Source organism: Chryseobacterium paridis (genome assembly GCF_016595215.1).
Classification (GTDB): domain Bacteria; phylum Bacteroidota; class Bacteroidia; order Flavobacteriales; family Weeksellaceae; genus Chryseobacterium; species Chryseobacterium paridis.
In genome coordinates, this window is the sequence record NZ_JAENHK010000010.1 from 126,624 (window position 1) to 139,935 (window position 13,312).

The following is a 13,312-nucleotide window of genomic DNA, read 5'->3' on the forward strand; positions in this document are numbered from 1 at the left end:
AACGTTCTTATTTATAGTTATTTATGATTGTATTAAACCGGCTTTTGAAATTAAAAAAATAAGATAGAAGTTATTTTAATATTAAAACAGGCTGATTAACATTTTGATAAATTCCCTCTGAAATGCTTCTGCTTGCCAGATAATAAAGGAAACTGTGTCTTCCCGGCAGAGCAATTATCAGATCCGTTTTATTTGATGAGGCAAAAGTCAGGATTCCATTGATAATATTTTCATCGTAATAATAATGAATAGTACTCGGAATTTTGGTTAAATATTGATGAATATACTCTTCCAGCTCTCTCTTTTTATCTTCATTATCATCCACGCCTTTTCTGGTATGGATATTTAGAAACATGAGCCGAACATCCATGTGTTCAATAATGGATTTGTGGTGAAATAGTCGATCCAATTTTGTTATACTATTTACATCGCACGGAATCAGGATGTTTTTTATAGTAGTATACGTGTAGCCGTGAGGAACAATTAATGCTTTAACGGGACTTGTTCTTGCAATGCTTATAATATTCTCCGAAACAAAGCTATTGCTTGAATAGGCCTGATCATCACTTCCCAGAATGATCAGCTCAATTGAGGGTTGATCTTTTACCAGATCATTAATACTTCTTGTGAGAGTCCATTCGCTTACTGATTTTAAAACTTTTACATCGGGAGATTTTTCAGCTATGATACCGGTTAATTTGCTCAGAAGTTGTTCTGTACTTTTAATAAGGCTATTTACATTTTCTTCATTGACCAAGAGATGCCCTTCAGCGATATGCAGATAATCAAATTCAGATTCCTGTGAAGTTTTTAAAAGAATAATATGTGTGTATTGGTATTGTGTTGCCCATTCTGCAGCCAGTTTTACTGCATTTTCAGTAGTTGAGGTAAAGTCAACTGGTACAAGGATTGTTCTCATATTAATAAATTTAAACTTAGTTATTCGAGATTCATTGTCATTTTTTTTACCAGGAAAAGGGCTTTCTGTATTTCAGCCTCACTAATTGTATTGGCTGCTTTTTCATACAGCTCCAATGCCCAGGGATAGACGATTTCTACAATCTCTTTTCCTTTTACGGTAAGGAAGATTTGTTTATTTCTTCGATCATTGGTGTATTCTATTCGCTCAACAAGTCCCCGTTTTACAAGATTGTTGATCAGATAGGTAACACTGGATTTGTCTTTGCTTATTTTATTGCTTATTTCCTGCTGATTGATTCCATCATTACGGGAAAGAACACCCAATATTTCAATAAGTTCAAAAGAAAGATCCGGATCGTATTCATTAATTTTGGTTTGAATCTTCTGCCGTAGACGGCTTTTCATCTCACTCATTGCCAATCCCAGTTCTAAGGCTAATTCTGATATATTATTTTGTGTTGCAAACATATGTTAGTAATTAACGGATAGTGGAGGTTTGATAATAGTCATCACTTGCTCTAACAAATATACTTAAAATTAGTTTGAATTAAAACTAATTTTTTAAAAAAATAAGAGCACTCAAAAGATTTTTTTTCTCCATTTTGTTTTCTTTATTATTGTTTTCCCAGATCCGCACGATTTTTTCAACGATATTAACCAAAAAAAGAATTACCGGAACTTGATGGTGAGATCATAAATCCCCGACCAGGGCCGGGGATAAACCATAACTGAAACTAAGAATATATGCCCAAATATCTTAAATAAGAATCGAGGACGGGTTTATTGAAGACGGGTTCTTTAATATCCGAATCTTTGAGGAATTCCTTTACATTAGAGCAGTCCCAAATATAAGTGTGCTGATAGAGTTCCACAGTAGACAGGCCTTCATGCATATTATCTTTAAACAGGCTTGTCAGTGGATACAATCTGTTTTTGCTGTCGTTTTCCCAATGTTTGCGCCACTCTTTGTAAGGGAGTGGGGTAAGTTCATAAGGGTAATCTTTTTTAAGCAAGCCAAAGAAATCTTCCAGGGTGAGATTGGTTTCCGGACTGGCAATGAGGTTGAATTTCTTTCCGATTGCTTTTTTATTTTTTGTGATATGGGCCATTGATCGGGTCATGTAGTCAACGGTGATCAGTCCTTCTCTAAGTTCTGTTAATGCAGGGTAAGATTTAAATTCAATACAATTTTTCACAAGTCCTGACCACCACTGATAAGGTGCGCTGGCTCCGGATTCACTGTGGCACATTGCATATCCCAGGCGGTAGGTGATCAATGGTAGTCCTTCTTTTGCTGCAAGATCTGCTATGGCTTCCATTACATATTTGCTTCGTACATAACCAATGTCTTTACTTACCGACATGATGTTTTGCTCAATGTCATCAGATTCCATCATAACCTCTTTTCCTGTGAATACATGTCCCCAGCTGTAAACCGAAATCGTTGATAATAATGCCAGGCATTTTGTTCTTTCGGTTCCTGCCAGACGAATAATTTCTCTGATTCCGTCTACATTCGGCGCCTTCATATAAGAATATGGTTCAATGAAGTTTACTGAACTTCCGGAATGATAAATCAGATCAATCGTAATTGCCAGCATATTGAATTTGTCATCCGATAAACCTAATGATGGTAAAGCCAGGTCTCCTAAGACCGGAATGATCCTTGAACTTTGCAAATGATTTTGAGGAATATGAAACTGAACAAAGCATTGGTTGATTTTTTCCATGGCATAAAATTCATCCTGTGCCCTTACCAGACAATAAATATCTGCTTTTGTTGTATCTAAAAGCTCCTGAAGGAGATGAATTCCCACGAAGCCAGTGGCTCCCGTTAAAAATATGGCAGATGGATTTTCCAGCTTATCAGGATCAAAATTATCTTCAAACCGGGTTCCAGGGTTCAGGTAAACATCTTGTTGCAATTCAACATAAGGTTCTACATCTTCTAAGGGAATCGCTTCTCTGGCCTCATGAATACGTGCTGTCAGAATATCACTGAGATCTTTCAGAACAGGATACTGATAGACATCGCGTAAGTAGACTTTTACATTTAATTTTTCCTGTAAAGAGACTGCGACCACAGCTACTAAAAGTGAATTTCCACCAATATCAAAAAAATTATCGGTTATATTAATAACCGGAAGTTCCAGCTCTGAAGACCATATGTCAGCTATCATCTTTTCTGTTTCGTTTGTGGGTGGCTCGAGTGAAATAAGTTCGTTTGCTTCTTTTTCTGCAAGGCTGTGTAGAAGGGTAGTATTTGTTTTTCCATTGGCTGTCAATGGAATGTTGTCGATGCTGATGATCTGTGCAGGAATCATATAGCCTGGTAATTCTTCTTTGAGCAAGTTTCTGATTTGTGAAATATCCTTTTGAGTGCCAGGTTTTAAAACAATAAAAGCTACGAGATATTTGTTATTTCCTGAAGTGTTTTTTGTAATCACTACAGCTTCCTGTATCCCGTCTAGTCTTTCAAATGTGCGTTCTATTTCTCCTAACTCGATGCGGAATCCTCTTATTTTTACCTGATTATCCATCCTTCCCAGGAATTGAATTTCTCCATCAGATGACCATCGGGCAAGATCTCCTGTACGGTATAGTTTTTCTGTTTCCATAAAAGGATTAACAATAAACTTTGAAGATGTTAGTTCTTCATTATTTAAATATCCCTTAGCAAGCAATGCTCCGCCGATGTACAATTCTCCTGTTGCACCTATTGGTAATAGTTCCATTTGATTTCCTAGTATATATGCCGTAGCATTCGCGATGGGTTTTCCAATTGAAGAAACATATGTTCCATGAAGATCTTTAACCTTTTTAAAAGTAGCATATACGGTACATTCTGTCGGACCGTAGTAATCAATAAGTTCATAACTTAATCCATCGGTAAGGACAGGCTTAAGCTTCTCACCACCGGTAAAAAGATATTGCAGGTGAAGATCTTTATGGTTTCTGGTATGAGCAACCACTGCCGGAACTAAAACGGTCGGAGCAAAACCATGGGTAATTTTATTTTGTTGATAAAAGCTTACAAGAGCTGAAGCTTCAGTTCTCTCTTCACTGTCGGCTATAAAAAGAGTAGCCCCTGCGGTAAGTGCTGACCATATCTCCCATACTGATATATCGAATGCCAGGCCTGCAACCAGGCTGAGTTGAGAGGTGTGATCTACCTTAAAATAGGCGTTATGCCAGGTAACGAGATGTTGAATACTTTCATGGGTGATCATTACTCCTTTAGGACTTCCGGTAGAGCCGGATGTATATATGGTATAAGCAAGAGCATGATGATGGATAATAACCTCTGGTTGCTGGATAGAAGAATCTATCAGGTCTTCCTTTTGATCGAGATAAAAGATCCCGAAGTTTGGATGCTCAGATAAATTTTGAGACAAGGTGTGATTGGTGATTATAATTTCCGCTTTGGTATCATGCAGGATGTATTCGACACGTTTTACGGGATAGGTTGGATCTATAGGTACATAAGCAGCTCCTGATTTTATGATTCCCAGGATTGCAATGACCCATTCTAATGAGCGGTCGAGCCACACAGGAATATACATGCCCTCCGTTATGCCTTTTGCAATTAAGGTGTTGGCAATCTGATTGCTTTTTTCATCCAATTCATGGTAGGTAATGTGCTGGTCCTTATAGACAACGGCTTTGTTGTCTGGCTGCAGTTTAATCTGTTTCTGAAATAATGAAACGAGTGTTTGCTCTTTGTTGAAGTCCCATTGCGTTTTATTGAACTCATGTAAAAGTTTGTTCCTTTCTTCAGGAGATACCGGAAGGGCGGAGCTTGTTTGTGCTCCTGATGCTGAATTTGTGTTGGACATATTAGTTTTTTTGATTTGGTGTTGTATTTTAAGGTCTATAACATGATTGATGTTTTAAATAAAAGACAATTGATGCCTGGAATAATATTGTGTGTAAAATATTATTAAAATAATTATTTATGTTTTATATTAATTTGTTAAAATTTAATATTAATGTATTAATACATTATTTATAATTGATTTATATTAATTATTTTTCAATAAAGATATAAGTATAAATCAAATGTGATGCATAATAAATGTTAAATTTTCACTCTATTGAGAATTAAAATAAAAGACTGCCTATTTTTGAGGCAGTCTTTTTAATTAAGAATCTTGTAAAATGAGGGGCTTCTACAAGTTTGAGTTTCGATTGTGTTATTAGAATCTACCAGCGATTTTTTTGCAGAAAATTAATTGGCGATCTTGTATCCATAAAAGGAGCTTACGACCACCTGATATATTGGACTACCAGTTACTCCGGCAGCCGCTGCCATACTTACCGTTTCATTCTTATTGAGGTAGGTAATGCACGAAACATTTCTACCAGTTAGTGTACCTGGACTAGGCTGGAAAGACTGAACCAGTATATTATCCGGGCTCACAGCATAGTTTTTCATAAGGTATAATACTACAAAATCAAAATTTGGAGTACCAGGGATATTACCATTATCAAACTGAGTGGAGCCATAAAACATATAGTATCCGTCTGAAGGTGCAGTAAATCTACCATTACTAATATCCAGTACATTACCGGTATTGATTACCGTTCCCTGAGGATAATTGATTTCTCTTCTGACATAAGGTCCTGTACTGGCAGTAAGGTCTTGTCTGCTTGTAGTACTTATCGTTGAAAAAGGATATGTTGTGGCTGCCGCGGGTATACTATCTGAACTTGAAAGCAAAATTAACTCCCAGGTTGTTCCTGATAGGGTCCCTTTGCTTATAAAAAATGCATAATAGCCTGGGGGAACATTTACGGTGGGTACACCAGCCCCTGTTTGATTGTCAATTAATTCAGCTCCGTTAGCAGCTATAGAGAGTGCTGCAGTTCCTGTATTTTTGAAATGATAGGTTCTCCCCATAAAGTTACCGGAACCAATAATAGCAGCAGGTAGAGTTAAAGTCCCACTCGTATTGCTGTTATAAGCAAGATAGTAATCCGTAGGAGATACATTTCCACTCGTTGTAACCGTTCTGTACGTTGCTGCAAATGAACCATTCACTGTCAGGGTACTGCCAGGAGTTACGGTGTTTATTCCAACATTTCCGGCTTGCGAATAGATCAGAATACCATTTAAAGTTGCTAATAAGCTTAGAAAAATTGAATTTCTTTTCATATAGAATTGTTGTTGTTAAATTATCAAAGTAGATGGATGGCATTGAATGGTGAATGATTATATCAAATTCATTTCGGATTAATTTTGAAACTTTACAAAATCCAGATAAAAAGAAGGGTTACCCGCATTAAAGCTAGCTGGAATTATACCATTGGTTTTACCTGCTAATACAGTATAGTTTCCTGGTGTTGCGAAGTATAATACACGGTTTTGGTCCCGGGGAAACATAAAAGCCGCAGAGTTGGATCCACAATAACTTCTCCAAACATCCCCGATACCATTGATATAAAAGAAATAATCATTGCAATCAGAATTAATAGCCACGCCACTACGGATGAAATACCATCCTTTTGCAGGAATTGTAAGAGAAACTGCTGTTACCAGACCGCCACCCCCGGTGGGTGCTGTAAAAGGATTTGCTAATACCCCTGTGTAAGAAGTCCAGTTATTTGCAAATGCTGTGGTAACTGTAGAAGACCATGTAGCCAATCCATTAGAATCACTGGTTAGTACATACCCTAATTGTTGTGTACCATCCTTAATTTGTAATGCTCCATTTGTGGTACCATTATCAATAACTATTTTCGCACCAGCAGCGCCTGCCGGAACTGTAGTAGTCCCCAATAAAACCTTACCTGTACCGGTTACACTTAGATTGTTTCCTGTTGTGGCAATATCTGTATCCTGTGAAAGCGTACCACCTAATTTAATATCAGTTCCCGACATGTTAAGTCCATTACTGGCCGTTGTGGTATTATTTGCTGTTATGATCTCCCAGGTGCTTGCTGTTCCAGTTAGTCCTGTATTGATTACCTGTATACTTTGATTTGCAGTTATCAAAACACTTGTATTTCCATTAATCATTTCTGGTGCTGCTGGATTTATTGTTATGGTGAAATTGGTATTGTTCTTAATGGTATATATTCTTCCTTTGAAATTTCCAACCCCATTAATAGCAGATGGAAGACTGAATATAGCATTAGAAGTACCATTATATGAAACATGAAAATCGGTTGAAGTTAAATTGTAAGATGCTGTATTCACAGTTTTATAACTCGCAGCTACCGACCCATTAATATCAATTGTTGATCCTGGGGTCACTGTATTGATACCAACATTTCCTGTTTGTGCAAAAGTAATTGCCGATACCAATAATCCTAATGTTTTCAATAGTGTTGTAAAATTTCTACGCATTTATTACATGTTTTAATAGATTGTGATGCTTTAAAAATCCTTTATTAAAGGATAGAAACAGAAACTTATATGATAAATCATTTGTTGGTGTAAAATTATAGGATTACCCCTACAAGTAGCTATTGGAGTCTGTAGAATGAAATAAAGAATCATGTAGAAAATTTTCTACATGATTCTGTGTAAATTACTGCTGTCAGGCTTCTGGAAAAGATTATTTTAAACGAAAATTGCCATTCACTAAGGAATGATTGCGCAACTTCTTAAAAAGTTTGATTCTAGGAAATATAAGTTTGATAAAGCTTAATGAGATCAGCAAGGTGATTTGTTTTCAGTTTGTTGTGGATTCTTTTTTTATAGGTGCTAATCGTGCTCATCTGGATATTCATTTCGTTTGATATTTCTAAATTTCCATATCCCTTCACCATTAAAATAAAAATTTCATATTCCCTTTCTGAAAGTTTTTTTATGGAATCTAAAGGAGAATCTTGTAATAATTGATTGACGAGACCGGATGGATAGTAATAACCTTCTTTGAATATTTTGATCACTGCTTCTGAGATCTCATCCACTTTACTCAGTTTACTCAGGTATCCATTGGCTCCCTCTTTTATGTATTGCACGGCTATTTCCTCTTCATAAGCAGAGAATATCAGTATTTTAATATCCCGATCAAGTTCTTTGATCTCAGAAATCATTTTTTTATTTTTAGACTCAGGCATATTGATATCCAGAATAATCAGATCATATTTTTGCCTGGAGATCTTATCTAGGGCCTCCGGATAATCTTCGGCCTGATCAATAGATATATCTGGTATTTTTGATTCCAGGATCAGACTTGTTCCTGTAAGAACAACATCATGATCATCTGCTATAAGAATGTGTTTAATCATCTTTTTTATTTTTTAAAATCAATTGGCAGATCGTTCCACCACTATCGTTTCTTTTGAAGATAATTTTACTTTCTATCATTTGTAATAATTGTAGTACGAGATGCAGACCCATCCCATACTTTTGGAGTAGTAATTTTTCGTTTTCAATATTCTCCTGTAACCTTGTGTAATATTCTATTTTTTGTGAATCCATACCAATACCCGTATCATCTATTACTACAATGATATTTCCGTATTTATCAGTTTTAGCGTCTATTGTTATAGTTCCATTTCTGGTGTACTTCACTGCATTGTCTAATAGATTGTGAATGATGGCAGCCAGAATATTTTTACTGATTTGTGTGTCTATTTTCTCATTGACATTAATGATGATGGAAGTATTATTACTTTCAGCTATTGTATTGAAAAGAACTTTCTTTTCTTTGATAATCGTGTATAAAGAATAAATTTCCGTTTTGTCCGACCTGTGATGGCTATAGATATCTGCATATTCCTTTAAGGTTGATGTAAAATTATACAGTTGATCTGAAGACTTGTAAATAGAGGCAAGAACTTTTTCTGTCCGTTGCTGATTGAACTCTTTGCTTTTCAACATTTCTTCAGCGGTGATCGCAATAAATTTAACGGGGGTTGTAATATCATGGGTTATCGTACCAATAAGTTTCTTTTGCTGTTCGATCTCTTTGTGAAGTTGTATTTTTGTGGCTTCCAGTTTTTCTACCGTGGTGGAAAGACTTTTGGTACGGACATTAATGACTTCTTCCAATTCTAAGTTTTTCCTTTGTAAGAAATTGATTCTCCACTTTACGATAAGATATAATAGCAATAACAGTAATGCAACGATAAGTGTTTTGAATCCTATGGTCTGATAGAAGTAAGGCTTGATGATGATATTGATCTTTTTGTAAATATACTTTCCATCATCAGAAACAAGCATTTTTACGATAAAAGAATAGTTTCCGTACCCGAGATTAGAGATAGAAAATTTTCTGCTTTTCCCCACTGATTCCCATTTAGCATTCTCCAGGCCCATAATCTTAGCTTCTATAACGATATTGTCCGGGTTTGCATAATATGGAACATCGATGAACAAATCTATTCTGCTGGATTTTTGTTCCACATGCAGATCATTTTTAAAGTATTGTTCTTTATTATCTACCAGAGCTCTTTCTATGTACATATGATTCGGATAGTAGCTTTTGATCTTCAACGGATCAAAAAAAACGAGACCATCCAATGATGGAATAACGAAATCTCCATTTGCCAATTGATTTCCACATACATTGCTGCCGCCATTAAACTCATTGGTATTAAAACCTGAATCTTTTGAAAACCTGTAATAATTGATTTTAACATCTTTATTTTGGACATATTTCAATAACTGCCTTTCTAAAACCCTGTACAAACCATTATTGGTAGGAATCCAAAAGAAACCTTTTGCATCTTCCAGAATGGTATGTGATGAAGAGATATTGTTATCACGATCAGATGGCATTTTAAAAAGTTGGTTATTTTTCAGTAAATAAAACCCTTTTCCTAAAGTAGTGATCCATACATTACCATCTTTTGATTGTATGATATTACGGATAGATAATTCTTGGTTAGCAGGTATATTGTATACTGTGTTCGTTTTTATATGAACATTGTATAATCCTTTTACAGTACCAACTAAGATATGATCCTGATCAAGCTTAATGAATTTGGTAGGTTCGCTATCAAATAAAAATTCTTTTTTCTCAGAACTAAAAGATGTGTCATTATATATCTGAAGGACTCCGTTAAATTCAGGGGTGCCATCTTTTTTTCGCTTTGCAACCAGAGTGTAATATCTTTTTGTATCAAAAACGAAATCCTTTAAGAAAAAGTTTTTTACTGAAGTGAAACTGTTGTATAAAGTCGTTTTTTGGTAGATTTTTAAATCATCATCTTTTCGCACTATGATATTTCCATAATAATCATAGGCCATGAAAAAAGGAACCGTGTTTTTAAAATTTTTATTGCCTATCACTCCATTACGGGTGTAGACGTTTCCATAAGGATTAATGACTGAAGAACTGTCTAAAGGTAGGGTAGCATAGAAAACCGATTCCGACTGAGAGTTTTTTACCGGAACAAAACTGGGGAGATGAATAATTTGTAGTCCCTCTGTACTGCTTCCAAGATAAAATTTTTGATACCACTTGTCATAATAGATACTTATAAGATTATTATTCTTTATTTTATCTATTTGAATTATTTTGGAAATACTAAATTGTTCCTTTTCATAAGTACACATATAGAAGGTATTCTTATTCAGAATGAAAACCTGATTATTGATTCTGCTCCAGAAAAGTTTACTATTACTATCAGTTAATAAGGGAACGTTATAAGAATTTACAATTTTCCCTTTCTCTATTTTTTCTACTTTCTTTGTAGTAAAATTGATATAAAACAGCATTTCATTGGCGATAAAAATCCTGGGGATATTCTTATAAATGGCTTTGATTTTAAGATTTTCTTCAGCCTTTGAACGATTATCACTAAATGTAAGTGTGTTTTCTTTGATGTAATATCTTCCTTCTTTAAAATTCAGATAAAAGTTGATACCCGGATACGTGGTATAACTGTAATTGGAACAATACAAAAGGTAATTGACATGCTCTTTAGATACCAAAGTGGGAAACCTTTTTTCAGAATTGATCACTTTTGGGATTTTTTTATGTAGCAGGATGATTCTTCCATAATCGCATGCTGTGAAAATGCTGTCCTTTTCAGGGTGCCCATAGAAATAGGTAAAACGTTGGCTGTTCAAGGGAAAGTTCTTGTAGACCTGAAATTGATTACCATCATACCGTACAATTCCGTTTTCTGTTGTCAGCCAGATAAATCCATATTTATCTTTTATAATATCCTTTACACTGTTTTGAGGAAGGCCGCTATCAGTATTATACAGTTCTATATTATATTTTTGGCTACTGACGTTGAAAAAAATAAATATGAAAATTAATAGTATATTTTTATGCAAATCTCATTATTTTACGAATGAAGCAAAGGTATAACGGAATAAATAATAATAAAACAATAATAAGTGAAAAAAACTTTAATTAACTGATTGAAGTATCGTATTATTTTTACAATTTAATTTTATTAGTCAACACATTTACTTGTTGATGCAATACAGTTGCTAAGTTTACGTTAGGTTGTATAATCTTTAATTGTTTTTTTACTAAGTTTGCTCTTTGAGAATAAAAACTGTTTAAATAGAGAATTTTAAATTAAACAGATTAAAAACTTGATATAAAATTTAATGGCTGGTCCTATGAAAAATTTGAAACTTCCTGTTACCCTGATATTACTCTTGCTATTTAGTTTCAGCAAGGCCCAAAAGTTTGGTGTTGTAGATTCCAGAACAATATTGGGTAAGATGCCCCAATATAAAGAAGCTGAAGCAAGACTTAATGCGCAGATTGAAACATGGAAGACCGAACTTCAAAATATTGAGTCCGAATATGAAAAGAAAAAATCAGCATTGGACAACGAAAGAGTACTATTAGTCGGTGATCAGTTAAAACAGAGAGAAAAAGAAGTTGCTGATTTGGATAAGAACATTAAAACCACAACCAGTTTAAGATTTGGTGTTAATGGAGAAGTTGCTCAGCTGAGAAAAAATCTGGCTGTTCCTTTCGAAGATCAGATCAGCAAAGCGGTTGAGGCAGTTTCTGAAAAAAACGGATTGGCTACAGTTATTGATAAACAAGACAGCAATGTTATTTATCTCGAGAAAAAATACGATTATACAGAAAAAGTTCTGGATATTCTCTTAAACAGAACTCCTGAACCGGAAAAAATAGAAAAGCCATCTAAAAAGAAAAGATAATCATTATAAAATCTCACAGCATAATCATCTTGTAAGATTTACTTTTTGAAAAGAATAAAGCCCTGATCTGTACGATCGGGGCTTTGCTATTAATATTTAATGGATTTTATTTTCCGAAGACAGTTTTTACAGGTTCACCAACAGGATGATTAGCTTTAAAAGTAAATCCAAGTAGGTTGGCCATCGTTTGAGCAATCTGATCCTGATAGACCTGTGAAGTATTCTTCATTTCTCCGGAAGGAGGAGTATCAGGTCCCATTGCGATCAGCCAGGTTTCATTAGAATGCTCGGCAGAAGTTCCATGGCTTGTCCATTGGCTTTCCAGACCTCTTCCGTGATCAGGACAAATAATGAAAGTAGTATTGTCTTTATAAAATGGATCGGCCTGCATAGCTGTCCAAAGATTTCCGATCATGGTATCCAGATAATGTGCTGCATCCAGGTAATAATCATATTGTCCTGCATGGCCAAGATCATCCGGATCAGCGAAATCGATATACACCATTTTAGGATGATTGGCTGCAATATAAGTTTTAGCAATGGCATAGGTGCCCATGTCCCAACGAACTGAAGTACCAAAATAATTAGGAAGGTAATTTTGTATTTCATTAGCCAGTTTCTGTGCTTCAGTCAGATTTTTACCTTCTGCATTTTCAAAAGGATTGATTAAGGGCATATGGTTCCGGTCACGGTTAACAATTTTGGAAACCGCGTCCCAACCAGCGATAGTAACGACTTTACCCTGGTATTCTTTCTGTTTATCGACAAACTCCAGTACATTTTCATTCGGATTATTCGGATATGAATTTGAATTGATCTTTTCATCATAATAGCCCGTTATGGTTTCGCTTCTTCCCGGATAAGAAAACCAGTATTTGTTTCTTACATTAACCAGACTTCCCAAATCTCTGTTGCCATACAATTGTCCGTTTTTAGCAATTGTATTCCAGAAAAAGGGCATCAATTTCATCCTGCGTTCGCTTTCTGTTTCAGCCCAGAATTTTTTATAAACATCAACAGAATCCTGCTGGCGGTATTTTTTATTTTTCAAAAGAGAAGCATCTGCCCCTTTAAAGATTTCCTGCCAACGGTACCCATCAATAGAAATGAATACGATGTTCTTTGTTTTTTTTGTCTGTGCACCCGCTAATTGAGCAAGTAGAATTAGTATCAGTAAGAATTTGGTTTTCATAAAATGTGATAAGTTTAGTCTGGCAAAACTAAACTTTGTTGAAAAACAAATCCGCGAAGCATTATTAATTCTTTGTTAACCTTATCTTAATGATAAAACAAATT

General features: G+C 35.1%; 9 protein-coding genes. 1 reads left to right on the plus strand and 8 read right to left on the minus strand.

Features of this window, described 5'->3' with window-relative positions:
• Positions 1–70: 70 nt before the first annotated feature.
• The 7 genes from JHL15_RS10435 to JHL15_RS10465 form a co-directional block, all read right to left on the minus strand.
• A complete protein-coding gene (locus JHL15_RS10435) occupies positions 71–919 on the minus strand; it encodes a universal stress protein (protein ID WP_200245592.1) in 849 nt (282 codons plus the stop codon).
• Between the two features lie 20 nt (positions 920–939).
• Positions 940–1,389, minus strand: a complete 450-nt coding sequence (locus JHL15_RS10440; RefSeq protein ID WP_200245593.1) for a MarR family winged helix-turn-helix transcriptional regulator — start codon at positions 1,387–1,389, stop codon at positions 940–942.
• Positions 1,390–1,655: 266 nt separating this feature from the next.
• The gene (locus tag JHL15_RS10445) at positions 1,656–4,757 is read right to left on the minus strand and encodes a non-ribosomal peptide synthetase family protein (protein WP_200245594.1); all 3,102 of its coding nucleotides are present in this window, start codon (positions 4,755–4,757) and stop codon (positions 1,656–1,658) included.
• A 392-nt stretch (positions 4,758–5,149) separates the two neighbouring features.
• Entirely contained in the window at positions 5,150–6,076 is a 927-nt protein-coding gene (locus tag JHL15_RS10450) for a hypothetical protein (protein ID WP_200245595.1), read from the minus strand.
• A 78-nt stretch (positions 6,077–6,154) separates the two neighbouring features.
• Positions 6,155–7,270, minus strand: coding sequence for a hypothetical protein (locus JHL15_RS10455; protein ID WP_200245596.1), 1,116 nt, complete (start codon positions 7,268–7,270; stop codon positions 6,155–6,157).
• A gap of 275 nt (positions 7,271–7,545) precedes the next feature.
• Entirely contained in the window at positions 7,546–8,160 is a 615-nt protein-coding gene (locus tag JHL15_RS10460) for a response regulator transcription factor (protein ID WP_200245597.1), read from the minus strand.
• Complete coding sequence (locus JHL15_RS10465; protein WP_200245598.1) at positions 8,153–11,164, minus strand: sensor histidine kinase; 3,012 nt, start codon at positions 11,162–11,164, stop codon at positions 8,153–8,155. The genes JHL15_RS10460 and JHL15_RS10465 overlap by 8 nt, the downstream gene beginning before the upstream one ends.
• 294 nt (positions 11,165–11,458) lie before the next feature.
• On the opposite strand from JHL15_RS10465, the gene JHL15_RS10470 reads away from it, so the two are divergent.
• Positions 11,459–12,016 carry an OmpH family outer membrane protein gene (locus tag JHL15_RS10470; protein WP_200245599.1) on the plus strand — a complete coding sequence of 186 codons (558 nt, stop codon included), beginning with the start codon at positions 11,459–11,461 and terminating at the stop codon, positions 12,014–12,016.
• A gap of 106 nt (positions 12,017–12,122) precedes the next feature.
• Here JHL15_RS10470 and JHL15_RS10475 read toward each other — a convergent pair whose 3' ends face one another.
• Positions 12,123–13,208 carry a sulfatase-like hydrolase/transferase gene (locus JHL15_RS10475; RefSeq protein ID WP_200245600.1) on the minus strand — a complete coding sequence of 362 codons (1,086 nt, stop codon included), beginning with the start codon at positions 13,206–13,208 and terminating at the stop codon, positions 12,123–12,125.
• Positions 13,209–13,312: the final 104 nt, after the last annotated feature.

What these genes read in the sequence shown, in the direction of transcription:
- JHL15_RS10435 (WP_200245592.1), bottom strand. Translation starts at nt 919, where the DNA reads ATGAGAACAATCCTTGTACCAGTTGACTTTACCTCAACTACTGAAAAT.
- JHL15_RS10440 (WP_200245593.1), bottom strand. Translation starts at nt 1,389, where the DNA reads ATGTTTGCAACACAAAATAATATATCAGAATTAGCCTTAGAACTGGGA.
- JHL15_RS10445 (WP_200245594.1), bottom strand. Translation starts at nt 4,757, where the DNA reads ATGTCCAACACAAATTCAGCATCAGGAGCACAAACAAGCTCCGCCCTT.
- JHL15_RS10450 (WP_200245595.1), bottom strand. Translation starts at nt 6,076, where the DNA reads ATGAAAAGAAATTCAATTTTTCTAAGCTTATTAGCAACTTTAAATGGT.
- JHL15_RS10455 (WP_200245596.1), bottom strand. Translation starts at nt 7,270, where the DNA reads ATGCGTAGAAATTTTACAACACTATTGAAAACATTAGGATTATTGGTA.
- JHL15_RS10460 (WP_200245597.1), bottom strand. Translation starts at nt 8,160, where the DNA reads ATGATTAAACACATTCTTATAGCAGATGATCATGATGTTGTTCTTACA.
- JHL15_RS10470 (WP_200245599.1), top strand. Translation starts at nt 11,459, where the DNA reads ATGAAAAATTTGAAACTTCCTGTTACCCTGATATTACTCTTGCTATTT.
- JHL15_RS10475 (WP_200245600.1), bottom strand. Translation starts at nt 13,208, where the DNA reads ATGAAAACCAAATTCTTACTGATACTAATTCTACTTGCTCAATTAGCG.